This window comes from Variovorax sp. OAS795, from assembly GCF_040546685.1.
GTDB lineage: Bacteria > Pseudomonadota > Gammaproteobacteria > Burkholderiales > Burkholderiaceae_C > Variovorax.
Genome location: NZ_JBEPOH010000001.1, coordinates 4,755,672 through 4,779,272 on the forward strand (window position 1 = coordinate 4,755,672; position 23,601 = coordinate 4,779,272).

Here is a 23,601-nt window from a genome sequence, read left to right on the forward strand (position 1 = left end):
CTCAGGCCTTCTTGTCTTCACCGATCAGGAGCTTGGTTTCCGACAGGTACATGTGCGGGGGCACAGGCAGGTTGTCGGGCGCGGGCTTGTTCTTGAAGACACGGCCGGCCAGGTCGAACGTGGAACCGTGGCAAGGGCACAGGAAGCCGCCTTCCCAGTCGGCGGGCAGCGAGGGCTGCGGGCCGGCCTGGAGCCGGTCGACGGGCGAGCAGCCGAGATGGGTGCAAATGCCCACCACCACCAGCACGTCGGGCTTGATGGAGCGGTGTTCGTTCTGCGCGTACTTGGGGGTGAATTCGTCAGGGTGGCGCTTGGACAGCGGATCGGCCAGCTGGCCGTCGAGCTTGGGCAGCTCGGCAATCTGCTGGGGCGTGCGCTTGAGGATCCACACCGGCTTGCCGCGCCACTCGACGGTGATCTTCTCGCCGACCTTGAGGCCGGCAATGTCCACCTCGACCGCAGCGCCTGCGGCCTTGGCCTTCTCTGAAGGCTGGAATGTACTCACAAAGGGAATCGCGGTGGCCACGCCTCCCGCTACGCCGGCACAGCTGGATGCGATCAACCACGTCCGCTTGCTTGTGTCGATCCGGGGGGAGCCGGAGGTCATGTCACTCATGGGGATCCTCTAAGTCTTCTTCGCTGGAGCAGGGTCAACCGGCGATTGTAGCGGGCTGTTGCGCGCATATTCAACGGCGCCGGTCCGGCCGGGCACGAATCTGCGGTCCTTCCGCCCATCCCGTTCAATTAAGAACAATTAATTAATTCGGATTTGAAAGACATTTCGACACACCGAATTGCACCCAATAAGCCTGTAAAAAGGCCGAATTTGTTGCGGTGCACTACGCTAGCTGCTAATCTTGACCTAACTGTCAATTGCTAAATACGAGGATATTCGCAATGAAAATTAAGCCATTGGTTTTCGCAGCTTTTATAAGCGCTTTGGGTATTTCTTCGGCGTTCGCCCAGACGCCGCCGCAGAATCCGCCTCCGGTCCAGACCCCCGGCCCGCAGCCGGCCAGCGCCACCGGCGCAACCAGTTCCTCGGCGGGCCGCATCACGGCCAACCAGGCCGGCGGCGTGGCCGCAAGCATCGGACTGGCAGCAGCCATTGCCAGCGGAAACGGGGGCAACAGCGGCGGGGGCAGCGGCACGGGCGGCACCAGCGGCACAGGCGGCACGGGCACGACCGGCACGAAATAACTGTGCGGGCCCTCCTGCCGGGAGGGCATTCGCCCAAAGCTCCGCGCGGCGGTCCTGCCACGCGATTGATTGAATGCTGTCTTTTGTCGGCATTTCTTTTGAGCATTGGCGGCTGTTCTTCCGGATCCTCGGCCATGCTGGCCACGGCGCGGCATATCTATGGTGGCGCCGCCGCGGCACCCGCGCCGACCTTCAACCCGAATTACCGCTATCTGCGCGTCGTCGCCGGCGGGCAGCCGGTCTACATGGTGCTCGGCTACATCAACCATCGCCCAGAAGGTGCCGTCGAGGTCTGGTACAGCAGCGCCGGCGAAGTCGTCAGGCTGCTCGATGGGCGCCTGGTGGGAACCACCGGCCTCGCCACCGACTGGCGCGAGGTGCGTTTTTCGGCGCTGCCGGCATGGCCCGGCGCCGCGGACGCCTCGCAGCCGAAGGCTTACCAGCGCGAGCGCGACATGATGCCGGGCTACCGTTTCGGCATTCGCGACGACATTGCGCTGGCGCCCATCGCCGCGCCCGGGCAGACCGCCCTGGCGGGCACCGCGGCCTCGTCCTTGCGCTGGTACGAAGAGCGCAGCGTTTCGCGCCCTTCGGGGGCCTCGCTGCCTCCCGCGCGCTTCGGCGTCTCGCACGCGGGCGGCACGCCCCGGGTCGTCTATTCCGAGCAATGTATTTCCAATGACCTGTGTATGAGCTTCGAGCAGTGGACGCCTTCCCCCCCAGCACCCGTCGCAGCGGCGAGCGCTGGTCAATGAGCAGTTTGATTCCCCGTGGCACTGCCAAGCACCCCTGGCGCCTTCGCGCCGCAGTCGCCTGCGCACTGGCCGCGAGTTGCGCCGCCGGCGCCCAGTCGCTCGGGAATCCCGTCGACAGCACGACCCCGGCCAGCGATGCCGACATCCGCCCCGGTGAGCGGCTCAGTGCCTGGCTGCTGCGCCAGCCGGCCGGGACGGCGGCGCCCGGCCTCTCGTGGCGTGTTCCGCAGGAGCGGCTGGCGCAGCAATTCCTGAAGAACCAATTGCTGCTGCGGCTCGACGCGGCCTCGCGGCGCGCACCGCGCGAACAACAGGGCGAGCGCCTGCAGTTGATCGCATGGCTGCAGGGCCTGCCGGTGACTGGGCGCGTCGCGCTCGGCATCGTGGACCCGCGATGGCTCGAGGCGCATCCGGAAGAAGACCCCGTGCTGAAAGCGGGCCAGCAACTCGTCGGTCCTCCGCCCGCGCTGAAGACGATCGCGGTCGTGCGCCCCGACGGGCAGCTTTGCCAGGTCACGCACGAGGCGGGCCGCACGGCGTGGGACTACGTGGCGGCCTGCGACTCCGAAGGCAAGCACGACTGGGCATGGGTCGCGCAGCCCGACGGCCGCACCGCGCGCGTGGGCGTCTCGCCGTGGAATGCGCATCCCTCCGACGAGCCGGCACCAGGCGCCTGGGTCTGGGCTGCGCCGCGCGGACAGGATGACCTGAACGCGCTGTCGGAGGGCATGATCAAGTTCCTGGCCACGCAAGGGCCGTCGCCGCAAGACGGCGCCATGGCCACGGCAACGCCCTTCCCGGCTGCGCGCGCCGTGCCACCAGCACCATCAGCGCCAACGGCGCAAGCCGCACCCTTCGCCCCGACCGCCATTTCGGTACGCCCCGATGCGGCGCCGCAATACCGCGCGCTCCAGTCCAGCGGCAACGACTGGGGCGAGACCGGCTTGCTGCAGACGCCCACCGCCCGCATGGGCCAGGCGGGCGACATGCGCACATCCCTCACGCATGTCTCGCCCTATACGCGGCTGAACGTGATGTTCCAGCCGCTGGACTGGCTCGAAGCCGGGTTCCGCTACACCTCGGTCAGCAACCGGATCTACGGCATCGGCCTCAGCAACCAGGGCTACAAGGACAAGAGCATCGACCTGAAGGCGCGGCTTTGGAAAGAGTCGGCCTACCTTCCGGAGGTGGCGCTGGGTTTTCGCGACATCGGCGGCACCGGGCTCTTTTCGTCCGAGTACCTGGTGGCGAGCAAGCGCCACGGGGACCTGGATTTCAGCCTGGGCATCGGATGGGGCTACATGGGGAGCAGCGGCAACATCGGCAATCCGCTCAACGCCCTGAGCAGCCGTTTCAAGACCCGCGTGAGCGAGACCACATGGGGCGGCGCCAACTTCGGCCGGCTCTTTCGCGGACCCGCCGCACTGTTCGGCGGGGTGCAGTGGCGCACGCCCTGGGATCCGCTGACCGTCAAGCTCGAGTACGAAGGCAACGACTACAAGAACGAGCCGCTCCAGAACAACCAGCGGCAGCGCTCGCCCTTCAACATCGGGTTGGAGTACCGGTATGCGCCCGGCGTGACGTTCTCGGCCGGCTTCGAGCGCGGCAACAAGGTCATGGTGGGTCTCACGCTGCAGACCAACCTGGCAACGATGCAGATGCCGAAGACGGCGGATGCACCGATGCCGCGCTTTTCGCCGCAGCCGCCTGCCGCTTCACCGGGCTGGGCGGCCACGGCGGCGGACATCGAAAGCCGCACCGAATGGACGGTGCAGCGCATTGCGCCGCAGGGCCCGATGCTGCACGTGTGGATCACCGAAAGCGCCACCGTCTACCGCACCGCCCGTGTCGAGCAGATCATCGCGGTGCTGCATCGCGACGCGCCGGCGTCGGTCAAGAATTTTGTCCTGCACTATTCGGAACGGGGCCTGGCGCTGCACGCGCAGGTGGTCGACCGCGGCGAATGGGTCACGGCGCACTACCAGGCGCAGGCGCCGGGCGAGCTGCGCGCGGCAAGCCAGCGCGACTATGCGCCCCCGCCGCTCGGCGCCGACCAGCCGGCCCTCGACACGGCGAAGGGCGGGAGCGCCACGGCGACCGCCGCGGAAGACAAGGCACTGGCGCCATGGGAGCGCCCCGTGCAGAAATTCACCATCGGCCTCACGCCGAGCCTCGGCCAGATCCTCGGCGGTCCGAACGCGTTCGTTCTGTTCCAGGTCGGCGTGCAGGCGGTGGCGGAGTACCGTTTCACGCCGAGCACCTGGGTCAACGGCGCACTGAACCTGCGCCTCGTCGACAATTTCGACAAGTTCACCTATACCGCGCCCAGCAACCTGCCGCGCGTGCGCACCTACCAGCGCGAGTACGTCACCTCGAAGCGGCTGACCATGCCGGTGTTCCAGCTCACCCATGTCGGCCGTCTCACCGACAACCAGTACTACAGCGTGTACGGCGGTGCGCTCGAGAGCATGTATGCGGGCGTCGGCGGGGAATGGCTCTATCGGCCCTGGCGCAGCCGCATGGCCATCGGCGTCGATTTCAACCATGTGCGGCAACGCGACTTCGAGCAGGACTTTGGCCTGCGCGACTACAAGGTCAACACCGGCCATGCGACGCTCTACTGGGACACCGGCTGGCACGGCGTGCTGGCCAAGGTCAGTGCGGGCCAGTACCTGGCAGGCGATCGCGGGGTCACCATCGACATCAGCCGGCGCTTCGACAACGGCGTGGTGCTCGGCGCCTACGTCACCAAGACCAACGTGTCGGCCCGGCAGTTCGGCGAAGGCAGCTTCGACAAGGGCATCTATCTTTCCGTGCCCTTCGATGCGCTGCTGCCGCGCTCGAACAAGTTCACCGCCAACTTCGCGTGGGCGCCGCTGGTGCGCGACGGCGGTGCGCGCCTGGCCCGGATCCACCCGCTCTACGAGATGACTTCCGCGCGGGACCCGAGCGCCTTCAAGTTCGCGCCGCCCGACAGCAGCGGCCCGAAGGCGGGCGACAACATCCTGAACTTCGAGCGTCCGTAGCCATGCCGACGTCGCCCCAGGTTTCCGGGGCGCCGGCGTTCGAACACGGGATGCGCGATGCGTGGACTCAGCGCGCCGGCGCGGCAGCACCGGCGCCGCGCATGATGACGAACAACCAGCCGATCATCATCACCGCCATGCATGCGAAGCCGAGCGTCATGGCGTTGATGGTGTGGATGTAGGAGATGGGCGGCTTCGCCACGATCATGCCGGCCGCGAAGACCAGCGCACCGAACGCCGAGCACCACAAAAGGGCTCCGGGGCGCGCCGCGGCCCTGAAGCCCGTTCGCAGGCACATCGTGAGGCCGAAGATGGCCGGCGCGTAGAAGAACGGCGAGAAATCCATGCCGCCGTAGTTCCTGCCGAACGCCAGCACCACCAGCTGCGGCCCGAGCAGCCCCAGCAGCACGCCGCCGATCTCGGCCACCACGAAACCGAAGAGCGCGAACTGGATGAAGAGCCTGAAAGCCTCCCCTCGCCTGTCGGTGTTCCAGCCGGCCGCCAGCCTGGGCAGGATGTAGTAGCCCAGTGCCAGCAAGACGTACTGCATGGGCAGCAGGAACGTGATGTAGATCTTCAGCAGGCCGCCTTGTGCCGAATCTGCCGAGGAGCCCAGCAGCAGGATCGCGCCGCCCGTCATGATCCAGCTCATGAGCTGTGAAAGACTGGCTTTCCAACCGTAGCTCGCGGCTTCCCTCACCGTCAGTGCCTGGGAATCGGCGGGCGCGGGCAGCGGTGCGATCACGCCTGTCAACGACCCGGCGATCAACACCGCAAAAGGCAGCTGGATCACCGCGATCCACAACAAAGCCTGCGTCCACGTGGCCGGCTTGGCCCCGATGAGGACCGCCACGTAGCCGATGCCGATCGCCACGCCGGAGATGCACAGCACCAGGTACCGGCGGCCGACAAGCAGCACGCTGCGAGACAGCCAGAATATCTCGTAGCCCACGATCAGCGCCACGCCGGCCCAGCTTGCCGGCCCCGGGAAGCTCGTGAACTGCCAGGCCAGGAAACCGGCCAGCGACACCGCGAGCACCAGCGCCCAGCTCCACCAGACAGCGGCAAGATTGGCGTAGTGGCGCCTGATCAGCAGGGGCTCATGGACCACCGCGGTGTGCAGGATGTACTGGAAGCTGGCAATCGCCAGGAATGCCGAGGCGATGCCGAAATCCGACGGAGACAACGCCCGCGCGAGCGCGAAGCTCAGCAGCAGCTGGCTCGCGCTGTAGATGCACTGGTCTGCAACGGCAAGGATCGGACCGCCGAGGCGTTTTCGTATGCCGGACGCCATCCCCTAGTCCGCAATGGAGAACAGCACCGGATAGCTGGAAGCCTTGGCCGCAACGCCCCCTTCCACCGGGCTGCCGCAGCTTCCGTGATGCACCTGCGGAAAGAAGTCGACGCGCGTGCACTTCTTTCCCCTGGCTGCGGGAATCAGCACGTTCTGCTCTGCGTTTTGCGTCCACACCACGTGCAGCAAGGTCGTTCCGCGGCTCAGCACCAGCTTGTTCAGGCTGCCGTTGCTGTCGTACGAAACCTTTTTCGAAGTGCGTGCAATCTTGAGGAATTCGGTCAGGCTCGAGAAGGCTTCCTTCTTCTCGCCGCCTTTCGACTTGAGGCCGAAATTGTCTTCGCGCGAAACGGTGGAGGTTCCGCGGTCCTTCCAGGCGTAGAGGTTCAGTAGCTTGATGCCCGCGGCGACGTTGGTCAGGTATTCACGCAGGATCAGCGAGGCCTGCATGTTGCGGTCGCGCACGGGCAGGTACGACGCGTAGCCCCATTCCGACGCCACGATGCCGACCTTGCCGAGCTGCATCTCGTCGAGCCTCGCGCGAAGGCGGGCGTAGTCGCCCACGGCCGTTTCCGGCACCGAGCGGTAGGGGTGGATCGAGATGTCCGTCAGGCAGTTGGCCTTGGCGCCCGAGACGAAGGCGTTTTCAAGCTGCGGCGGTACCTGGCCCGCATTGAACGGAAGCTTCGCGAAGCCGAAGCCCATGACGATCTTCGGCGGGCTCTTCAGCTGCGCGATGCTGCTGCAGAACTCCGCGGTCGCGGTCTCGAAGTTGGAGAACAGCGCCGGGTTCAGGAAGGTCTTGTGGTCGGGCTCGTTCCACAGCTCCCAGACCGCCACGTCGGCGGCATGCGCGTTCATGAATTCGGCCGCAAAGTTCGCGAACAGCTTTTCCCTCTGGCCACCGCCCGGGTCCGACGGCTCGTGGCCCCAGATCTCCCGGCCACCGAACAGCGTGACGATGGCCTCGAGCCTTGCGTTCCGCACGCGGCGGATCAGTTTCGAATAGTCGATCTGGGCCGGGTTGACGCTCTTGATGGGCGGCCGCACACCGAACCGGACCAACTCGAACCCCGCGGCCCTGATCTCGTTCAGGTCTGCGTCGGAAATGTCGGCCGGGTCGATCTGCACGCTCAGTGCGGTGGGATAGTCGGTGCCGAGATCGGCGATGCCGCGCGCCTGGGCCGCACAGGACACCGCCGCGATAGCGGCCGATGCGCACAACAGCCTGAAGAGGCCCGGCAGGCGCTGCAAGGCGCTGGCAACGAACGAAGACTTCATCATCAAAGCACCGACTCCTTGTACAGGTCGACGATGGCGGAGTTCATCCGGTCGGCGGTGTATTTCTTCTCGAAGATCCTTCGCCCCGCCCGCCCCATCCGCGCCATGTCATCAGCCGGGATCTGGTCGATCTCACGGAGCATTTCGTCGATGCGTTCGAGCGGAAACAACCGCCCGCTGCGGCCGTCTTCGACGATGTCCACGAGCCCGCCCACGGCCGACGCGAACACCGGCTTGCCTCTTGCCATCGCCTCCACCGCGACGAGCCCGAAGCCCTCCCATCGCGAGGGAACGATGATCGCGTCGCAGGACCGGTAGGCCGCCTCGAGCGCGTCCTTTTCGAGCCATCCCTTGAATTCGATGTCCTCGGACGGGACGAGCGAGAGATCGTTTCGAACCGCGCCGCCGACGACGACCAGCTTGAAGCCGGGCCGCACGCGCGCATAAGACTCGAGCAGTGCATCGATGCCCTTTTGCCGATCCAGCCGACCCACGAACAGGAGCCGCCGGGTGTGCGGCAGTTGCCGCTCGGGTGCGCCCTGTTCCAGCAGCGCCGCCGCCGGGGTGATCCCGTTGGGGATGCACCGGCAGCGCTTGATGCCGAATTTTTCAGCGATCCGCAGCTCATGGTCGCTGATGCAGATGATGGCGTCGCTCCAGTACGAAAGCAGCCATTCGGTCCACCGGTAGATCGACTTCTTGTACGAAGGGCCGATCTGGTCGAACGCCCAACCATGGGAGCAGTAGACGATCTTCGTCTCCTGCGGGACCTGCCCGAGGAGCGCCATGGCGCGGACGATCCCACCGGCAATGGAGCTGTGCAGGTGAAGCACCGAAGGACGCTCGGTCCGGATGATCCTGCGTACTTCGGCCGCGTAGCTGGCGAGCGCCAACGGACTGCGCGCGGTTGCAACCACGTGGGTGTCCTTCGAACTCAGCCAATCCACCGGGCCCGGCAGGATGAACTTGGCCTGCGTGATCACCGGTGAGTTCTGCTGGAATCCGGAGACCATCCGAAGGTAGGTTTCCAGGCCGCCCTTGAGGGTCTCGGCAATGTGCAATATCTTCATCGCCGCTCCCTCAGATCAAGGCATGGATGCCGGCAACCACTTCGCGCTTGAGCAGCTCGAGGGTTTGCCGGTCGGGGGTTTTTTCGTTCAGGGCACCCAGCACCGACTCCTCGAGTTTTTCGATGCGCGGCGACAGGTCGAACAAATAGCGCTTTCGCTTCGTCAATTCGAAGAAGGATTCGACTTTTTTGTCCCAATTCATCCCCACCGATGGAATGTTCAGGCTGTATGCAACGATGTTTGCGTGCAGCCGATGGGCCACAACGCATGAGCAGGCGCTGATCAGGGAAACGAGTTCATCGGGATGCCGCGGAACGAAGAAGCCGGATTTCAGCGCGCCCGATTCCGATGAAATTTCGCTCAGCACCTTGTTGTCTTCGGAGGCGCCATTGGTGAAATAGAGCACGCGGTTGCCCCGCGCGCGCAGCGCATCGGCGAGCGCGGCAAAAAACTTGGCGGATTCGGTCGAATTGGAGTTCGCGTACTCCGAGTTCATGACCAGCGCGTCGAGGCTGCTGACACAAATCCCGATGTCCCAGTTTTTTTCAGGAGAGAGTTCCTCTGCGAATGCGTCGGCGCAGACAAGCGCGGGATCGGGGACGACCCGGATGCTGCTTCTGGGAACCCTGAAATGCGCATGCAGGTTGTTGGCCGAGTCCTGGTCGCGGGTGGCATAGAACACTGGCCGGGCGTTCTCCATGAAGCGCTTGACCAGGAAGCGGCCCCAGAACGACCATTTGCCCGTGACGCCCACCGACACGACCACCACGCGCTTTCCGCGCAGCAGCCTGCTGAGGAAATAGAGCTTCGACGGAAAATTGAGCGCCACGTCGCAAAACAATTGCCCGCCGCCGATGACCACGAGATCGGCGTCGCTGACCGCGGCCTTCCAGTTCTTGCGCCAGGCCAGAAAATAGCCCTTGAGGCAATACAGGAAGACGATCAGCGAACGCAGCAGCGAAGGCAGTTTTGCAAAGAGCTCGAACGCGCCGCCGCCCCGGAGGTTTTCTTCCTGGAATCCCGCACGGCCGGCAATGTCCAGGAATTCGACCTTGGCGTCCGGATATTTGAGCCCCGCAATGTGCGCCAGCGATGCCGCAATCACCCCGTCGCCGAGGTTGTCGCTGAACGGCACCGCGCAGATCAGGATCTTGTTCATCGCGATGCCGGTTTCACCTTGAACCATGGCCCACGGCGACCACCCAGATGGTCCTGAGGAAGATCCCGATGTCCCTGCCGACGGACAGCGTCTCCACGTAGGTGACGTCCAGCGCCACGCGTTTCTTGTAGCTCAGCTGGTTGCGGCCGCTCACCTGCCAAAGCCCCGTGATTCCGGGACGCACGGCGCAGTAGAACGACCAGTCGGCGCCGTACAGGCTCTTCTGGTCGAGCATGCAGGGCCGCGGGCCGACCAGGCTCATGTCGCCCACGAGCACGTTCCAGAACTGCGGCAGTTCATCGAGGCTGGTCTTGCGGATGAACTTGCCGAAGCGGGTGATGCGCGGGTCGTTTTCCAGCTTCTGGTAGTCGTCCCACTGCTGGCGCGCCACGGGATCGCTCGCGAGGTGCTCCTCCAGGATGCGGGCCGAGTCCGGCAGCATCGAACGGAACTTGTAGAACCTGAACACGCGCCCGCCGCGCCCGAAACGCGGCTGCGAATACAGCACCGGGGCCCCCGAGCTGATGAAAACACCCACGGCGATCAGCACATACAGCCAGCCGAATGCACTGAAGAAAAACAGCGACGCTGCAATATCCACCGCTCTTTTTCCGGCGCGCAGCATGGCCGGGTGACGAACCTTGATCCACGCCATCTCGCCTGCGATTGCGCTGCCCACCTCTTCGCCCCCTGGTGCGAGCGTCTCCTCGCGAGGGAAATTGGTCATATGCATGCTCCGTTTTCACGTGGGTGACGAAAACGGATTTGCAGATCGAGAACTCTCATTTTCAGGAGTACCTTTCGTCTTACAAGCCGGCGCTTGCCCCCTTCGGGGTTCGATGACACGTGGCAATCCATTGGCGAGCCCATGCGGGCCCGTCAGGTGAAGCCTTGAAGGTTGCACAGCGCGGCAATCAGCGCGCTTGCGGTGAATTCAAATACCTAATACAAAAGAATGACGCAATGGCCGTAAACCTTTTTTATTAGAATTTATTGGCGGTACTGATCGGCGCGTTATGCGGCAATTGCCACAATTCAATTTAATTTTCCCAGAAAGCCGCCCTGCACTAGGTGGTATCCCTGTTGTTTTTGTATTTATAGTGTGTGTAACGGTAACCGCCGTATTTATAGCCACCGTTGCCCGCATGCCTGCGGGATAAGTCCATGGCATTGAGAATTACGCCATTTGCAGTACAACCCGCATGGGCCAGTCTTCTGACGCTCTCGTTCAATTCGCCGAGCTGGGTCTTTTCAGCACGCGCAACAAGCAGCAGCGAGCCCGCGAGAGGCGCGACCGACGCGGTGTCCGCCGCCACCAGCACCGGGGCGGTATCGATGATCACGAGGTCGTAGCCCGGCGACAGCTTGTCCAGGATCTGCGTGAAGGATTCGCTCAGGAGCAATTCCGCCGGATTGGGAGGAAGCATGCCCGTGGTGATGACATCCAGATTGGGCAGCACGGACGGGCGAACGGCTTTGTCGAAGCCCAGCGTGCCGGCAATCAATTCCGACAGGCCGGCGGTTCGCGGCATGGAGAAGAATTGATTGACCCGGCCCTTGCGCAGGTCGGCGTCGATCAAAAGGACTTTTTTGCCAGACGCCGCAGTGATGGCCGCGAAATTGACCGAAACGAAAGTCTTCCCGACGCCCGGCGTGGCACCCGAAATGAGCAGGCGGTTGTTGGACGCTTCCAGCATGGCGAACTGCAGTGCCGTGCGCAGGCTGCGCAGGCTTTCGACCGCGGGGTCTTCGGAATACTGGAGCGCGAGGATGTGGGCGCCCGGCGCCCTGCTCTCGATGCTCCTGTCGATCGTCCGCTGGGCGGGGCTCAGCGGAATGCTGCTGTAGACGTTCAGCCCGGTGTGCATCTCGATCTCGCTCGGATTGCGGATGCCGCCGAAGAACGCGTTCCTGGCGATCGCGGCGGCGGCACCGGCCATCAAGCCCAGCAGCAGCGCCACGGCGATGATCAACGGCCGCTTGGGCCACACGGGTTCCTCGGGCACGATGGCCTCGTCGAGCAGGCGCACGTTGCCGACCTTGCCCTCCTTGGCCAGCCGCATCTGCAGCGAGCTGTTGAGCAGCGACACGTAGAGGTCGGTGTTGACCTTGATGTCGCGCTGCATCTGCACCGTGTTCTGCTGCAGCAGCGGCATCTTCCGGATGCGCGTATCCACCGAGGCGATCTCGCCCTTCCACGCCGATATCTGCGTATCCAGCGTCTGGATCGCGGGATGCTTGTCGGTGAAGCGAGCGGAGAGTTCGCGCCGCTTCTGCTGTGCCTCGAGCAGCTTGGACTGCAGGTCGACGGTCTGGGTCAGGGCGTTCTTCGCCTCGTCGTCCAGGCTGACCGTGCCGTTCTCGTTCCTGTAGCGGTTGTAGAGGTCCTCGGATTGCTCCAGCTGCTTCTTGAACTGGGGCAGCGCGGTGTCCAGGAAGCCCAGGGTCTTTTCGGCCTCGGCCGCCTTGCGCTCGATGTTCTGGCGCACGTAGAGGCGGCCGATCTCGTTGAGCAGCTGCGTCAGCTTCTCGGGACTCGGGCTCTTCCAGCCCACGTCGAGCACGCCCGACTGCTTGCCCTTCTCGACGACCTTGAGGTTGTCCTGCAACGCAAGCAGCGTGAGCTGCTTCGAGTAGCGCGCGAGCTGGAACTGCGCGCCGGGCTTCGCATGGATCGAACTCACCAGGAGCCGGAGATTGCCGCTCGGCAAGCTGGCGGCCAGCGGCGTTCCCACCGTGCCGCTGAGCGGCGCCTTGAGATCGGGGTGGGTCAGCTCGTAGCGGTTGTCCGGCTCCGCCGTCAGCGTGAATTGCTTTTCCTCGAAGTCCGGCGGGACGTCGAATTGCGGAACCATGATCTTTTCGGTACCCGTGACATAGCCCGAAAGCCCCATGAAGCCGGGTTCCGACAAGCCGGTGGCGCGCCTCGCCATCCAGCTGCCCACCACGGGCGCGTAGCGCGGCACGGCGCTGATGTACAGCTTGGTGTTCTCTACCGCCTGGCCGAGGATGGCGCGCGACTTGATGATTTCGATCTCGCCTGCGGCGGGCGTCTTCACGCTCAGCAGCGACGACGCGGCATCGCCCAGGAAGCTGCCGGCCGAGTTGCCGGAATCCTCGACCTGCACGGCCACGTTGGTCTCGTACATGGGCTTGCCGAAGAAGGCATAGGCAACACCCAGGAGCAGCATCACGCCGACAACGATGGCGATGAGCCACCGGTTGTCGATCAGGATGTCCAGGTACTCGACCAGGCTGAATTTGTCGCCCTCCTCTTCCAGCGCTGGCATCGGCAGGGCGGCTTGCTGGGGTGCGTTCATGTCGGTTGCTGCTCGGTTCTTGTGATCTTCAGGATGCGGTCGATCCATGTCCCAGCGCCGACGTCGATGAGCGACAGCGCATGCGCGAAGGCCGCTTCGCCCTGGCGGTAGGGATCGGGCACGTCCTGCTTGGCGGCCTCGGCAATGCGAAAGACCTTGCCGCGCACGAACGGGTAGGCCGATTCGAGATAGCGGCGCTGCGCCATGTCCATGACCAGGATGAGATCGGCCTGGCGGCACAGCAGCTGGGAGACCTGCTGCGCGACGTGGCCCGAGATGTCGATGCCGCGCGCCTGCATGAGGCTTTGCGCCGTGGCATCGGCGGGCTTGCCCACGAGCGCGCCCGTTCCGGCCGAGACCACGCGAAGGTGCGGCAGGCCCGCGGCCAGGATGCCTTCCGCCATCGGACTGCGGCAGATGTTGCCGATGCAGACTGTGAGGATCGATTTCATCTGTGGCGGCTCCAGACTTCGTCGCCCGCATTGATGACCTGGGCGGCCGGCAGGATCAGGCTGGCCAGGCGGTTCCAGGTGACGAGCGGCACCGAATCGATGTAGACCACGTCGCGCGGCTGAAGCGAGAAACGCTCGGCCAGCGCCAGTGCCGCGGGATTCCTGGCGTTCAGGTGGAAGATGGCCGGCAAGCCCCTCGCGTTGTTGCGGATGACGTAGATCTGGCCCGTGTGGGCCGAATTCAGGTTGGGACCGCCTGCTTCGCCGAGCGCTTCGTTGAGGCTGAGCCGGCCGTTGTGCATGAGCAGCGCCGAAGGACGCGCGATCTCGCCCATCACGAACACCTTGCTCTCGTCGCGGTGCCGCACCTGGATCACATCGCCGTTCTGCAGTGGAATGCGGCTCGCGTCGGCACCCAGGTCCTGCAGGCTGGGCAGGTTGACGAGCGTGGTCCTGCCGCCGCGCGTGAGCGTCACGAACGAGCGGTCGCCGTTCGCGGTGATGCCGCCAGCGCGGCTGATGGCTTCGGCCAGCGTCATCGGCACGTCGGTGAAGATCTGCAGGCCGGGGGTGCGCACTTCGCCTTCGACAAAGGCACGCCGGCTCCTGAAGGACTGGATGCGCACGGTCACCTGCGGATCCCTGATGTAGGCGGCAATGCGGCGCGCAATGAGGTCGGACGCCTCGATCTCGGTCAGACCCTGGAGCTTGACGCGGCCGATGTAGGGAAAGGTGATCTGCCCGTCCGCACCGACGATGAACCCCGGTGCCACGCTGATGCCGGTCGGGTCGGCCTGCTGCGTGATCACGGCGCCCGCATTGGGAAGGAGCTCCGGATGGTCGTAGACGATGACACCCACCACGTCGCTGGGCCCGATGGTGTACACCGGCGCCTCGCCGAAAAGAGCCTTCACCTCCGGCGAAACGGAGGTTGGCTGCGCCTCGGCCATGGCGCGGATGAGCGCGGGCGAAATGGAAGTGATGACGCCATCCGGCGCACCGTCTGCGGGCAGGTATTGGAACTCCGGAGGCAGGCTCTGGTCAGCTTCATACGCAGACACTGAGCTGAAACCCGGTGCGCAGCCCTGCAGCAACAGTGCGCCCACTAGGGCAAAACCCCACCCCACCGGGTACACGTAGCGTGTCAAATTGATCCCCATTGCACGAATTGGTTTTCCGCAACCGCAAATTCATATGCAAGGCCCGAGCCCGCTTCCAGATCGGGCCGGGACCTTTTTTCACGGTCGCCAAAGCAAGCCCGCATGAATGGCAGGCGGGCTGGCCGAATTGTCGCCGCCCCCGAGCCGCACACTTTGGGCGCAATAGGTGCAAAAAATGTGTCTGTTTGCGGATCAACCCCCCATCGCCGGGGGTTATCTGAAAGTCCAATAGCAGGACCCCGTTCCCATTGGGAAAAGCACCCTCGAGGACCCGAAACAAGAGAGATGGGGCGATTTGAAAATGTTAACTATTAATTAACAGCTCAACCCGACAAGATGTCGCATTGGAACGACAAAAGATAGGCGTAAACGTCTCTGTGAGGACTTTGACTATTTTGTAAGCAGTTGTGCAATCACATCGGTCCGCGTGCTGGCTGGCGCGCCTGCAGAAGGTCGGCGCGGGTGAAGGGGCGTTCGATACCCGCCATCCAGACCGCCAGCCTTTCCAGCGCGTACTGCGTCGGTGCGGGGCGGCCGAGCACTATGAAAAACAATAGCGGCACAGCAAGCACGGGCGCCAGCCAGCGGGGTGTATGCACCCGCATCTTCCGGTGCCACTGGAGGCGGACGAAGCTTGCGCTCACCAAGGTTCCGAGGGCAACGCCCGCCACGACCTCGGCCGTGGAATGAACTTCCAGCGCGAGGCGGGAGACGCCGATGAAGACGGCCCATGCCCACCCGGCCAACGCGGCACTCAAGCGCACGATCGGTGCACGGCGCAGCGCAACCAGCCAGAAGATCACCGGCCAGACGCTGGTCGCCAAGGCCGTGTGGCCGCTGAAACCGGTGAAATCGAAATGTGCGCTGCCAATTCCCCAGCCCATGAAGGCGAGCTTGGAAAGCATCACGATAAATCCGCATGCGCCAAATAGCAGCACCCAATGCACCGCGGCCGGGCGCGTGCCGCGATCGATTGCAAGCCAGAGCGCAACGCCCAATGCGGCGGGCAACAGGAAGCCGCTGTCACCGAATCCGGTGGCAATTAACCAGAAACTATTCATCCGATCGAAAAAGAATTGGCAACTTTAGCGTTACGCCGTTGCCGATTGCGAAAGCTCTATTAAAACAGATCAACGGCAAAAAGAAATCTTTTGCATTAAGCGTTTGAGGTGAAGGTTGTTCTAAACGGCGGCTTCCGCAGGCATACTCGCGTCAGTTCAACACCAAGCATCCGGAGCCTATTGACCATGAGCATCATCAGCGAGTTCAAGGAATTTGCCATCAAGGGCAATGTGGTCGACCTGGCCGTGGGCGTGATCATCGGTGCGGCGTTCGGGAAGATCGTCGACTCCCTGGTGGCCGACATCATCATGCCGATTGTCGGGCTGGTGTTCGGCAAGCTCGACTTCTCGAATCTCTACGTGGTGCTGGGCAGCGTGCCGGCCGGCGTTCCGGGCAACCTGGCCGACCTCAAGAAGGCCGGGGTGCCGGTGCTGGCCTACGGCAACTTCATCACCATCGCGGTCAACTTCGTCATCCTCGCATTCATCATCTTCATGATGGTCAAGCAGATCAACAAGCTGCGCCGGCGCCATGCGGATGCCCCGGCAGCGCCGGTGGCGCCTCCCGAAGACATCGCCTTGCTGCGCGAGATACGCGACAGCCTCAAGCGGCCCTGAACTTCTTTCAGGCGCCGGCCAGCTTCTTGGCCATGCGCAGCGCCTCGACGAGGCTCGACGCATCGGCGCGGCCAGTGCCTGCTATATCGAACGCGGTGCCGTGATCGGGGCTGGTGCGCACCAGCGGCAGGCCGAGCGTCACATTCACGCCCTTTTCCACGCCCAGGTACTTGACCGGGATCAGGCCCTGGTCGTGGTACATCGCAATCACCACGTCGAACTCGCCGCTCCCCGAAACCCCGGCCTTGTCGCGCGCGCGCATGAAGACGGTGTCGGGCGCGTGCGGTCCATCGGCGTCGATGCCCTCGGCCCGCGCAGCCGCAATCGCCGGCGCGATGATGTCGCGCTCCTCGGAGCCGAACAGCCCGCCCTCGCCGGCATGCGGATTGAGACCCGCCACGCCGATGCGCGGCGTCCGCCCGAGCACGCGGTGCAAGGCGCGGTGGGTGATGCGCAGCGTTTCCAGCACGCTGCCGTAGCTCACTGCCGTGATCGCGTCGCGCAGCGACATGTGGATGCTCACCAGCACGGTGCGAAGCTCGTCGTTGGCGAGCATCATGCGCACTGGCATGCCCTCTACTGCAAGGCCCGCATGGGCGGCGGCTTCGGCCTGCAGCAACTCGGTGTGCCCCGGATACGGAAAGCCCGCCGCGGCCAGCGCCTCCTTGTGCAGCGGGGCGGTCACGATGGCGGCGATCTCGCCGCGCAGCGCCGCCCGCGCGGCCCACACCACGCATTCGCCGGCCACGCGGCCCGCCTGGGCGCTGATGCGGCCGGGCACGATGCCTGCGGGCGGCGCCACCACCTGGAGCACGGGAATGCAACCGGGCGGGGCATCGGACGCCTCGGCAGCCTGGCCGATCTCGGCCACTGGCCAGGCGGGTTCCCCCGGCACCGCCAGTGCCCGGGACGCGCGGCGCATCGTGGCGACGTCGCCGGCCACGAAAGTTCCGCGTGTCGCGTCGGATGCCTGCCGGAAGGCCTTGGCGATGATTTCCGGGCCGATGCCCGCGGGGTCGCCGAGCGTGATGGCGATGGGTGCGCCAGGAGCCTTTGCGCTCATGCGGGGTTGTCGATGTCGATGAACTCGTGTTTCAGCCCGAGCTGGGCTGCCACGTGTCCGGCCACCGCCGGGGCGCCATAGCGCTCGGTGGCGTGGTGCCCGCAGGCCAGGAAAGCGACGCCCATCTCGCGGGCGTAGTGCGCCTGGGGTTCGGAGATCTCCCCGGTGATGAAGGCGTCGGCCCCGGCAGCGATGGCGGCCTCGAAGTAGCCTTGTGCGCCGCCCGTGCACCAGGCGATGTTCTTGATCGGGCGATGTGCGGTGTCCACCAGCGTGACGGGCCGGTGGAGGGTTTTCTCCGCATGGGCGGCGAGCTCCCTGGCGCTGGCAAAGCTCTCGCCGCTGTCGCGCGCGCCGAGAAAGCCCAGCTCCTGGTCGCCGAAGCGCCCGGCCGACCCGGCATGCGCCAGCAGCCCCAGTTGCAGGCCGAGCTGGGCGTTGTTGCCGAGTTCGGGGTGCGCATCGAGCGGCAGGTGATACGCGAAGAGGTTGACGTCGTCGCCCAGCAGCAAGCCCAGGCGCTGCTTCATCCAGCCGGTAATGCAGCTGTCCTGCCCGCGCCAGAACAGGCCGTGGTGCACGAAGATGGCGTCGGCCTCCGCATGGATGGCCGCTTCGATCAGCGCGCGGCTCGCGGTGACGCCGGAGACGATCTTCCGCACCACGGTGCGGCCCTCGACCTGCAGGCCGTTCGGTCCGTAGTCCTTGAAGCGCGAGGGCGCAAGAAGCAGGTCGAAGGCGTGCAGCAGTTCATGGCGGGTGGTGCTCATCGCGACATTGTCGCGCTCCCATCTTCGTTGCGCATGGCATGGGGCTTCGCAGCGCGGCTGGCCACGGACCGGCCGGCCGGCCGTGCGTAGGGTACCCAATCTCGACAGGTTCGCGCGGTTTCTGCCAAACGGGGCTTGAGGGACAATGGGCGAGGCGCCGCGTGGGCGGCGCGTTTTCTTCGTTCAATCATAGTTTCATGAAACGTACCTGGCTGCTCTTTGCCCAAGCCGTGACCGTCCTGCTGGCGGCCTACTTCGTCGTGGCGACACTCAAGCCCGAGTGGATCAGCCGCCGTGCCACGTCGCTGGGCGGCGTGGTGTCGGTCGTCCAGGCGCCGGCCGGCGCCCCCTCGGTGCCGGTGGCCGGCAGCCTGAGCGCGGCGGCCAAGAAAGCCTCGCCGGCGGTCGTGAGCATCAACACCAGCAAGGCCGCGCAGCGCCATCCGCGCAGCAACGATCCGTGGTTCCGGTTCTTCTTCGGCGACCAGGGCGACCAGCCCCAGGTCGGCCTGGGCAGCGGCGTGATCGTGAGTTCAGACGGCTACGTGCTGACCAACAACCACGTGGTCGAAGGCGCGGACGAAATCGAGATCACGCTCAACGACAGCCGCCACACGCGCGGCAAGGTGATCGGCACCGATCCGGACACCGACCTCGCGGTGCTCAAGATCGAAATGGACAAGCTGCCCGCCATCGTGCTGGGCAATTCCGACGAACTCCAGGTGGGCGACCAGGTGCTGGCCATCGGCAACCCGTTCGGCGTGGGCCAGACGGTCACCAGCGGCATCGTGTCGGCGCTGGGGCGCAACCAGCTCGGCATCAACAACTTCGAGAACTTCATCCAGACCGATGCCGCCATCAACCCGGGCAACTCGGGCGGTGCGCTGATCGACGTCGCCGGCAACCTGCAGGGCATCAACACCGCGATCTACTCGCGCTCGGGCGGCAGCATGGGCATCGGCTTCGCGATTCCCGTGTCGATGGCCAAGATCGTGCTCGAAGGCATCGTGAAAGAGGGCCAGGTGCGCCGCGGCTGGATCGGGGTGGAGCCGAACGAGCTCTCGCCGGAACTGGCCGAGACCTTCGGCGTGAAGGCGAATGCCGGCGTCATCATCACGGGCGTGCTGCAGAACGGTCCCGCGGCCAAGGCCGGCATCCGTCCCGGCGACGTGATCACCTCCGTCGGCGAAAGAAAGATCGACAACGTCCCGACCCTCTTGACCGCCGTGGCAGGCCTGAAGCCCGGCAGCACCGCGCGCTTTGCGCTGCAGCGCGGCACCGACAAGATGGAACTGGACGTGACCCCGGGCCTGCGCCCGCGCAGCCCGGTGCGGCAGGTTCCCAACCAGCCCGAATGACCGTTCAGGAAGACGCCGAGGAGTCGGCGCCTTCTTCTTCCGGCTTCTTGCTGCCCTGGGCGAAGTAGCGGGCGCCGATGATGCCGACCTCGTAGAGCAGGCACATCGGGATCGCGAGCGCCAGCTGCGACACCACGTCGGGCGGCGTGAGCACCGCCGCCACCACGAAGGCCACCACGATGAAGTACCCGCGGAAGGACTTGAGCTTCTCGATGGTCACCATCTCGAAGCGCACCAGCAGCATCACGACGATCGGCACCTGGAAGGCAACGCCGAAGGCGATGTAGAGCGAGAGGATGGCCTCGACGTACGAGGAGATGTCGGGCGTGGCGGCCACCGCGGCGGGCGTGAACTTCTGGATGAAGCTGAACATCTTGTCCAGCACGAAGAACTGCACGAAGGCGATGCCCGCGTAGGCCAGCAGGCTGCCGAAGAAGATCAGCGGCAGCGCAAAGCGCTTTTCATGGCTGTAGAGGCCGGGTGCAACGAACATCCAGGCCTGGTACATGAGCCAGGGCAGCGCCAGCAGCACCGCCGTCATCATGAGCACCTTGAGCGGCACGAAGAACGGCGAGAACACGCCGATCGCGATGAGCTTGGCATCCGCCGGCATGTGCGCGCGGATGGGCATGGCGATCAGGTCGATGAGCCCGCCCGGGCCGGGCCAGATGGCCAGCAGCACGCCCGCGATCACCAGGCCATAGACGCAATAGAGCAGCCGGTCGCGCAGTTCGACCAGGTGCTGCACGAACGGTTGTTCGGTGCCCGCCAACTCGTCTTCTGCGTCTTTGTTCTTGTTGTCGGAATCGGCCATTGGGAGGAGAAAAAGCAGGGGAAAGCGTGGCTTCGGCCGGCGTGCGGCGCACGAGGAACGCGAGGGGTGTGAAAGCCGCTAGTTGATCTTGTGGGGACGAAAGCGCGCCACGCGCGCGGCGCCGGACAGCGCCTTGGTGCGCACGCCGTTGCGGGCCTTGTACCACTGCGGCGTGGCGCCCTGCTTCAGGCGCCAGTTCTTGCGGGGATGGCGGTATTCCGGCACCGTTGGCTCGGGTTCGGCCAGAGCGGAAAGCGTTTCGCCAGAGCCGGAAAACTGCTTCTCGAGATCGCTCGCGCCGCTCTGGATGCTGTGCTCGACGTCGCGCGCCGCATCCTCCACGGTGCTCTTCATCTTGCGCAGTTCGTCCAGCTCCATCGAGCGGTTCACTTCGGCCTTGACGTCGTTCACGTAGCGCTGCGCCTTGCCCAGCAGCGTGCCGACCGTGCGCGCCACGCGCGGCAGCTTTTCCGGTCCGATCACGATCAACGCCACGACGCCGATCAGCGCCAGCTTCTCAATGCCGAGGTCGAGCACTTATGACCCGCGCTCAGGACTTCTGGCGCGCTTCGACGTCGATCGTCGACTTGTCGCTGTTGGCAGGCTGGCCGGTGACCTGGGCCGCGGGGGCCGACGATGCGGCAGTCGCATCGGTGGTGCTGCCGTCCTTCATGCCGTCCTTGAAGCCCTTCACGGCTCCGCCCAGGTCGGAACCCATGTTGCGCAGCTTCTTGGTGCCGAAGATCATGACCACGACGAGCAGCACGATCAGCCAGTGCCAGATTGAAAATGAACCCATGGAAGACTCCTAAGAATGTGTCCGATTTTAGTCGGGCGGAATGTGACAGTTTGGCCTAATGTTCAGCCGCGAAGCCAGGGGCGGGGACCGCCCATGACATGGACATGGAGATGGTGGACCTCCTGTCCGCCTTCCGCGCCGGTGTTGACGACCACCCGGTAGCCGCCGTCGGGATAGGGCTTGCAGCCCTGCTCCAGGGCCAGCTTGGGCGCCAGCGTCATGATCTTGCCCATCAGCGCCGCGTCATCGGGCGTGAGCTGCGCCATCGAGGCGATGTGCCGCTTGGGCACCAGCATGAAATGGACCGGCGCCCAGGGCGCGATGTCGTGAAAACCGAACAGTTCGTCGTCTTCGTAGACCTTGCGCGAGGGGATCTTGCCTTCGATGATTTTGCAGAAGACGCAGTTCGGATCAGATGACATCTTGGGGTTCCATGGGGCGGCTGTCTTTCATGCGGATCATGCCCTTCACGATCCGGTAGAGAAACCACAGCGAAATCAGGCTCCAGGCAATCCAGCCCGGCACCAGAAACAACAGCCAGAGCCACGAGGTGACGAGGTACAGCAGCCCGGCCCACAGCACCGAGCGGATGCGCCAGCTGAAATGCGAGGCCTGCCAGGTGCCGGCGGCATCGTCGCGCTTCACGAAGTCGATCACCAGCGCAACGAGCAGGAGGACCACGGAAGCCTGCGCTCCGGGCAGCACGGCGCCAATGGCCACGATCAGGTGCAGGATATAGCTGACCCAGCCCCAGGTCTTCAGGGAGTCGTCGGGTTCCACGTTCACGATGTCGTTGGGCATGGGATGTCCTTTCAATCGTTGGATGCCTCGCGGGCCTGTGCCTTTCGCAAGGCTTTTTCCTCGATGCCGCTGGTGCCCTCGCGCCGCTCGAGCTCCGCAACCACCTCGGCGGGCGAGAAGCCGTAGTGGGCCAGCGCCACCATGGTGTGGAACCACAGATCGGCCACTTCGTTCACTATTTTCGAGCGGTCGCCGCCATGGTCGGCGTCCTTGGCGGCCATCACGACCTCGGTCGCTTCTTCCCCGATTTTCTTCAGGAAGGCATCGGGGCCCCGGTGCAGCAGGCGCGCCACGTAGCTTTTTTCCGGATCGCCACCGCGTGCGGGCAAGCGGCTTTCGATGACCGCGGCAAGGCGTGCGAGGGCGTCGGAGGTGTTCACTGCGGGGCTCATTTGTAGATCGACTCCGGGTCTTTCAAGACCGGCTCGACCGCGGTCCACTGGCCGTTGGCGTATTTGCTGAAAAAGCAGCTGTGGCGGCCGGTGTGGCAGGCAATGCCGGGCTCATGCCCGAGCTGCGTGACCTTGAGCAGCACCACGTCGTTGTCGCAGTCCAGGCGGATCTCGTGCACGGTCTGCACATGGCCTGATTCCTCGCCCTTGAACCAGAGCTTGTTGCGCGAGCGGCTGAAATACACCGCGCGGCCGAGCTCCGCGGTCTTTTCGAGCGCCTCGCGGTTCATCCAGGCGAACATCAGGACGTCGTTGCTGCCCTGTTCCTGCGCGATCACGGGCACCAGGCCGGCCGCATCCCACTTCACTTCATCGAGCCAATTCATCGCGCTATTGTCGGGGATGGGCAAAGACCCCTCAGGAGTCGATTCGCACCGGGATTCCCCGCGCGGCCATGCGGGCTTTCGCCTCGCCGACCGTGTGCTCGCCATAGTGGAAGATGCTGGCGGCCAGCACCGCATCGGCGCCGCCCGTCTGGATGCCGTCGGCCAGGTGATCGAGGCTGCCGACGCCGCCAGAGGCGATCACCGGCACGCTGACGGCGTCGCTCACCGCCCGGGTGAGTTCGAGGTCGAAGCCGCTCTTGGTGCCGTCCCGGTCCATGCTGGTGAGCAGGATCTCGCCGGCGCCGCGGCGCACCATCTCGGTTGCCCACTCGACGGCGTCCAGGCCGGTGTTCTTGCGTCCGCCATGGCTGTACACGTCCCAGCCCGCGCCCCGCGTCGCGGCCTCCTCGGGGCTGCGGCGCTTGGCGTCGATGGCCACCACGATGCATTGCGAACCGTATTTCTGCGACGCGTCGTTGATCACCTGCGGATCGGCGATGGCCGCCGAGTTGAAGCTGGTCTTGTCGGCGCCCGCATTGAGCAGCCGGCGCACGTCGGCCACGGTGCGCACGCCGCCGCCCACCGTGAGCGGAATGAAGACCTGGGAAGCCACCGCCTCGATGATCGGCAGGATCAGGTCGCGCCCGTCGCTGGTGGCCGTGATGTCGAGAAAAGTGAGCTCGTCGGCGCCCTGCGCGTTGTAGCGGGCCGCAATCTCGACCGGGTCGCCGGCATCGCGCAGTTCGAGGAAGTTGACGCCCTTGACCACGCGGCCGCCGGTGACGTCGAGACAGGGAATGATGCGTTTTGCGAGCATGGGGG

General features: G+C 64.9%; 25 protein-coding genes. 4 read left to right on the plus strand and 21 right to left on the minus strand.

What is annotated here, in order from left to right; translation table 11 throughout:
• Position 1: 1 nt before the first annotated feature.
• Both petA and ABID97_RS22990 read right to left on the minus strand, forming a co-directional pair.
• Positions 2-616 (minus strand): ubiquinol-cytochrome c reductase iron-sulfur subunit, encoded by a 615-nt coding sequence (gene petA, locus ABID97_RS22985; RefSeq protein ID WP_354400994.1) that lies wholly within the window; start codon positions 614-616, stop codon positions 2-4.
• A 253-nt stretch (positions 617-869) separates the two neighbouring features.
• Positions 870-1,229, minus strand: a complete 360-nt coding sequence (locus tag ABID97_RS22990; protein WP_354400996.1) for a hypothetical protein — start codon at positions 1,227-1,229, stop codon at positions 870-872.
• 105 nt (positions 1,230-1,334) lie between these two features.
• Between ABID97_RS22990 and ABID97_RS22995 the strand changes: the two genes are divergently transcribed.
• Positions 1,335-1,955, plus strand: coding sequence for a YjbF family lipoprotein (locus ABID97_RS22995; RefSeq protein ID WP_354400997.1), 621 nt, complete (start codon positions 1,335-1,337; stop codon positions 1,953-1,955).
• Complete coding sequence (locus tag ABID97_RS23000; RefSeq protein ID WP_354400999.1) at positions 1,952-4,981, plus strand: YjbH domain-containing protein; 3,030 nt, start codon at positions 1,952-1,954, stop codon at positions 4,979-4,981. The genes ABID97_RS22995 and ABID97_RS23000 overlap by 4 nt, the downstream gene beginning before the upstream one ends.
• Before the next feature lie 67 nt (positions 4,982-5,048).
• Here the strand turns inward: ABID97_RS23000 and ABID97_RS23005 are convergent, their stop codons facing one another.
• The 9 genes from ABID97_RS23005 to ABID97_RS23045 form a co-directional block, all read right to left on the minus strand.
• Positions 5,049-6,275, minus strand: coding sequence for a lipopolysaccharide biosynthesis protein (locus ABID97_RS23005; RefSeq protein WP_354401000.1), 1,227 nt, complete (start codon positions 6,273-6,275; stop codon positions 5,049-5,051).
• A 3-nt stretch (positions 6,276-6,278) separates the two neighbouring features.
• The gene (locus tag ABID97_RS23010) at positions 6,279-7,559 is read right to left on the minus strand and encodes a glycoside hydrolase 5 family protein (RefSeq protein ID WP_354401002.1); all 1,281 of its coding nucleotides are present in this window, start codon (positions 7,557-7,559) and stop codon (positions 6,279-6,281) included.
• Positions 7,559-8,626, minus strand: a complete 1,068-nt coding sequence (locus ABID97_RS23015; RefSeq protein WP_354401003.1) for a glycosyltransferase family 4 protein — start codon at positions 8,624-8,626, stop codon at positions 7,559-7,561. Before ABID97_RS23015 ends, ABID97_RS23010 begins: the two co-directional genes overlap by 1 nt.
• A 10-nt stretch (positions 8,627-8,636) precedes the next feature.
• Entirely contained in the window at positions 8,637-9,785 is a 1,149-nt protein-coding gene (locus ABID97_RS23020; protein WP_354401005.1) for a polysaccharide pyruvyl transferase family protein, read from the minus strand.
• 13 nt (positions 9,786-9,798) lie between these two features.
• On the minus strand, positions 9,799-10,512 hold the full coding sequence (locus ABID97_RS23025; RefSeq protein ID WP_354401006.1) for a sugar transferase: 714 nt from the start codon (positions 10,510-10,512) through the stop codon (positions 9,799-9,801).
• A gap of 340 nt (positions 10,513-10,852) precedes the next feature.
• The gene (locus ABID97_RS23030; protein ID WP_354401008.1) at positions 10,853-13,105 is read right to left on the minus strand and encodes a polysaccharide biosynthesis tyrosine autokinase; all 2,253 of its coding nucleotides are present in this window, start codon (positions 13,103-13,105) and stop codon (positions 10,853-10,855) included.
• A complete protein-coding gene (locus tag ABID97_RS23035; protein WP_354401009.1) occupies positions 13,102-13,557 on the minus strand; it encodes a low molecular weight protein-tyrosine-phosphatase in 456 nt (151 codons plus the stop codon). Before ABID97_RS23035 ends, ABID97_RS23030 begins: the two co-directional genes overlap by 4 nt.
• Positions 13,554-14,717 carry a polysaccharide biosynthesis/export family protein gene (locus ABID97_RS23040; RefSeq protein WP_354401010.1) on the minus strand — a complete coding sequence of 388 codons (1,164 nt, stop codon included), beginning with the start codon at positions 14,715-14,717 and terminating at the stop codon, positions 13,554-13,556. The genes ABID97_RS23035 and ABID97_RS23040 overlap by 4 nt, the downstream gene beginning before the upstream one ends.
• A gap of 413 nt (positions 14,718-15,130) precedes the next feature.
• Entirely contained in the window at positions 15,131-15,778 is a 648-nt protein-coding gene (locus ABID97_RS23045; protein WP_354401011.1) for a phosphatase PAP2 family protein, read from the minus strand.
• Positions 15,779-15,964: 186 nt separating this feature from the next.
• On the opposite strand from ABID97_RS23045, the gene mscL reads away from it, so the two are divergent.
• Positions 15,965-16,396: a large conductance mechanosensitive channel protein MscL gene (mscL, locus tag ABID97_RS23050; protein ID WP_354401013.1), complete on the plus strand. Its 432-nt coding sequence runs from the start codon at positions 15,965-15,967 to the stop codon at positions 16,394-16,396.
• Between the two features lie 7 nt (positions 16,397-16,403).
• Here mscL and pdxA read toward each other — a convergent pair whose 3' ends face one another.
• Entirely contained in the window at positions 16,404-17,459 is a 1,056-nt protein-coding gene (gene pdxA / locus ABID97_RS23055) for a 4-hydroxythreonine-4-phosphate dehydrogenase PdxA (RefSeq protein ID WP_354401014.1), read from the minus strand.
• Positions 17,456-18,229 carry a Nif3-like dinuclear metal center hexameric protein gene (locus ABID97_RS23060; RefSeq protein WP_354401016.1) on the minus strand — a complete coding sequence of 258 codons (774 nt, stop codon included), beginning with the start codon at positions 18,227-18,229 and terminating at the stop codon, positions 17,456-17,458. Before ABID97_RS23060 ends, pdxA begins: the two co-directional genes overlap by 4 nt.
• Before the next feature lie 197 nt (positions 18,230-18,426).
• On the opposite strand from ABID97_RS23060, the gene ABID97_RS23065 reads away from it, so the two are divergent.
• Positions 18,427-19,587: a trypsin-like peptidase domain-containing protein gene (locus ABID97_RS23065; protein WP_354401017.1), complete on the plus strand. Its 1,161-nt coding sequence runs from the start codon at positions 18,427-18,429 to the stop codon at positions 19,585-19,587.
• Between the two features lie 4 nt (positions 19,588-19,591).
• Here ABID97_RS23065 and tatC read toward each other — a convergent pair whose 3' ends face one another.
• The 8 genes from tatC to hisF all read right to left on the minus strand — a co-directional run bounded on the left by tatC (position 19,592) and on the right by hisF (position 23,596).
• On the minus strand, positions 19,592-20,401 hold the full coding sequence (gene tatC / locus ABID97_RS23070; RefSeq protein ID WP_354401018.1) for a twin-arginine translocase subunit TatC: 810 nt from the start codon (positions 20,399-20,401) through the stop codon (positions 19,592-19,594).
• A 78-nt stretch (positions 20,402-20,479) separates the two neighbouring features.
• On the minus strand, positions 20,480-20,938 hold the full coding sequence (tatB, locus tag ABID97_RS23075; protein ID WP_354401019.1) for a Sec-independent protein translocase protein TatB: 459 nt from the start codon (positions 20,936-20,938) through the stop codon (positions 20,480-20,482).
• Positions 20,939-20,951: 13 nt separating this feature from the next.
• On the minus strand, positions 20,952-21,200 hold the full coding sequence (gene tatA / locus ABID97_RS23080; protein ID WP_354401020.1) for a Sec-independent protein translocase subunit TatA: 249 nt from the start codon (positions 21,198-21,200) through the stop codon (positions 20,952-20,954).
• Between the two features lie 62 nt (positions 21,201-21,262).
• The gene (locus ABID97_RS23085) at positions 21,263-21,622 is read right to left on the minus strand and encodes a histidine triad nucleotide-binding protein (protein ID WP_354401021.1); all 360 of its coding nucleotides are present in this window, start codon (positions 21,620-21,622) and stop codon (positions 21,263-21,265) included.
• The gene (locus ABID97_RS23090; protein WP_354401022.1) at positions 21,612-22,001 is read right to left on the minus strand and encodes a DUF4870 family protein; all 390 of its coding nucleotides are present in this window, start codon (positions 21,999-22,001) and stop codon (positions 21,612-21,614) included. The genes ABID97_RS23085 and ABID97_RS23090 overlap by 11 nt, the downstream gene beginning before the upstream one ends.
• A gap of 11 nt (positions 22,002-22,012) precedes the next feature.
• Positions 22,013-22,393: a phosphoribosyl-ATP diphosphatase gene (locus tag ABID97_RS23095; RefSeq protein WP_354401024.1), complete on the minus strand. Its 381-nt coding sequence runs from the start codon at positions 22,391-22,393 to the stop codon at positions 22,013-22,015.
• On the minus strand, positions 22,390-22,779 hold the full coding sequence (gene hisI, locus ABID97_RS23100) for a phosphoribosyl-AMP cyclohydrolase (protein WP_354401026.1): 390 nt from the start codon (positions 22,777-22,779) through the stop codon (positions 22,390-22,392). Before hisI ends, ABID97_RS23095 begins: the two co-directional genes overlap by 4 nt.
• 31 nt (positions 22,780-22,810) lie before the next feature.
• Positions 22,811-23,596, minus strand: coding sequence for an imidazole glycerol phosphate synthase subunit HisF (gene hisF, locus ABID97_RS23105; protein WP_354401027.1), 786 nt, complete (start codon positions 23,594-23,596; stop codon positions 22,811-22,813).
• Positions 23,597-23,601 lie beyond the last annotated feature (5 nt).

Excerpts from the sequence above, each read along its gene's own strand:
- ABID97_RS22995 (WP_354400997.1), top strand. The coding sequence starts at position 1,335 with ATGCTGGCCACGGCGCGGCATATCTATGGTGGCGCCGCCGCGGCACCC.
- ABID97_RS23030 (WP_354401008.1), bottom strand. The coding sequence starts at position 13,105 with ATGAACGCACCCCAGCAAGCCGCCCTGCCGATGCCAGCGCTGGAAGAG.
- ABID97_RS22990 (WP_354400996.1), bottom strand. The coding sequence starts at position 1,229 with ATGCCCTCCCGGCAGGAGGGCCCGCACAGTTATTTCGTGCCGGTCGTG.
- ABID97_RS23005 (WP_354401000.1), bottom strand. The coding sequence starts at position 6,275 with ATGGCGTCCGGCATACGAAAACGCCTCGGCGGTCCGATCCTTGCCGTT.
- tatC (WP_354401018.1), bottom strand. The coding sequence starts at position 20,401 with ATGGCCGATTCCGACAACAAGAACAAAGACGCAGAAGACGAGTTGGCG.
- ABID97_RS23035 (WP_354401009.1), bottom strand. The coding sequence starts at position 13,557 with ATGAAATCGATCCTCACAGTCTGCATCGGCAACATCTGCCGCAGTCCG.
- ABID97_RS23020 (WP_354401005.1), bottom strand. The coding sequence starts at position 9,785 with ATGAACAAGATCCTGATCTGCGCGGTGCCGTTCAGCGACAACCTCGGC.
- ABID97_RS23085 (WP_354401021.1), bottom strand. The coding sequence starts at position 21,622 with ATGTCATCTGATCCGAACTGCGTCTTCTGCAAAATCATCGAAGGCAAG.
- ABID97_RS23090 (WP_354401022.1), bottom strand. The coding sequence starts at position 22,001 with ATGCCCAACGACATCGTGAACGTGGAACCCGACGACTCCCTGAAGACC.
- pdxA (WP_354401014.1), bottom strand. The coding sequence starts at position 17,459 with ATGAGCGCAAAGGCTCCTGGCGCACCCATCGCCATCACGCTCGGCGAC.
- ABID97_RS23015 (WP_354401003.1), bottom strand. The coding sequence starts at position 8,626 with ATGAAGATATTGCACATTGCCGAGACCCTCAAGGGCGGCCTGGAAACC.
- ABID97_RS23095 (WP_354401024.1), bottom strand. The coding sequence starts at position 22,393 with ATGAGCCCCGCAGTGAACACCTCCGACGCCCTCGCACGCCTTGCCGCG.
- ABID97_RS23045 (WP_354401011.1), bottom strand. The coding sequence starts at position 15,778 with ATGAATAGTTTCTGGTTAATTGCCACCGGATTCGGTGACAGCGGCTTC.
- mscL (WP_354401013.1), top strand. The coding sequence starts at position 15,965 with ATGAGCATCATCAGCGAGTTCAAGGAATTTGCCATCAAGGGCAATGTG.
- ABID97_RS23000 (WP_354400999.1), top strand. The coding sequence starts at position 1,952 with ATGAGCAGTTTGATTCCCCGTGGCACTGCCAAGCACCCCTGGCGCCTT.
- hisF (WP_354401027.1), bottom strand. The coding sequence starts at position 23,596 with ATGCTCGCAAAACGCATCATTCCCTGTCTCGACGTCACCGGCGGCCGC.
- ABID97_RS23060 (WP_354401016.1), bottom strand. The coding sequence starts at position 18,229 with ATGAGCACCACCCGCCATGAACTGCTGCACGCCTTCGACCTGCTTCTT.
- petA (WP_354400994.1), bottom strand. The coding sequence starts at position 616 with ATGAGTGACATGACCTCCGGCTCCCCCCGGATCGACACAAGCAAGCGG.
- ABID97_RS23010 (WP_354401002.1), bottom strand. The coding sequence starts at position 7,559 with ATGATGAAGTCTTCGTTCGTTGCCAGCGCCTTGCAGCGCCTGCCGGGC.
- ABID97_RS23025 (WP_354401006.1), bottom strand. The coding sequence starts at position 10,512 with ATGACCAATTTCCCTCGCGAGGAGACGCTCGCACCAGGGGGCGAAGAG.
- ABID97_RS23040 (WP_354401010.1), bottom strand. The coding sequence starts at position 14,717 with ATGGGGATCAATTTGACACGCTACGTGTACCCGGTGGGGTGGGGTTTT.
- hisI (WP_354401026.1), bottom strand. The coding sequence starts at position 22,779 with ATGAATTGGCTCGATGAAGTGAAGTGGGATGCGGCCGGCCTGGTGCCC.
- tatA (WP_354401020.1), bottom strand. The coding sequence starts at position 21,200 with ATGGGTTCATTTTCAATCTGGCACTGGCTGATCGTGCTGCTCGTCGTG.
- ABID97_RS23065 (WP_354401017.1), top strand. The coding sequence starts at position 18,427 with ATGAAACGTACCTGGCTGCTCTTTGCCCAAGCCGTGACCGTCCTGCTG.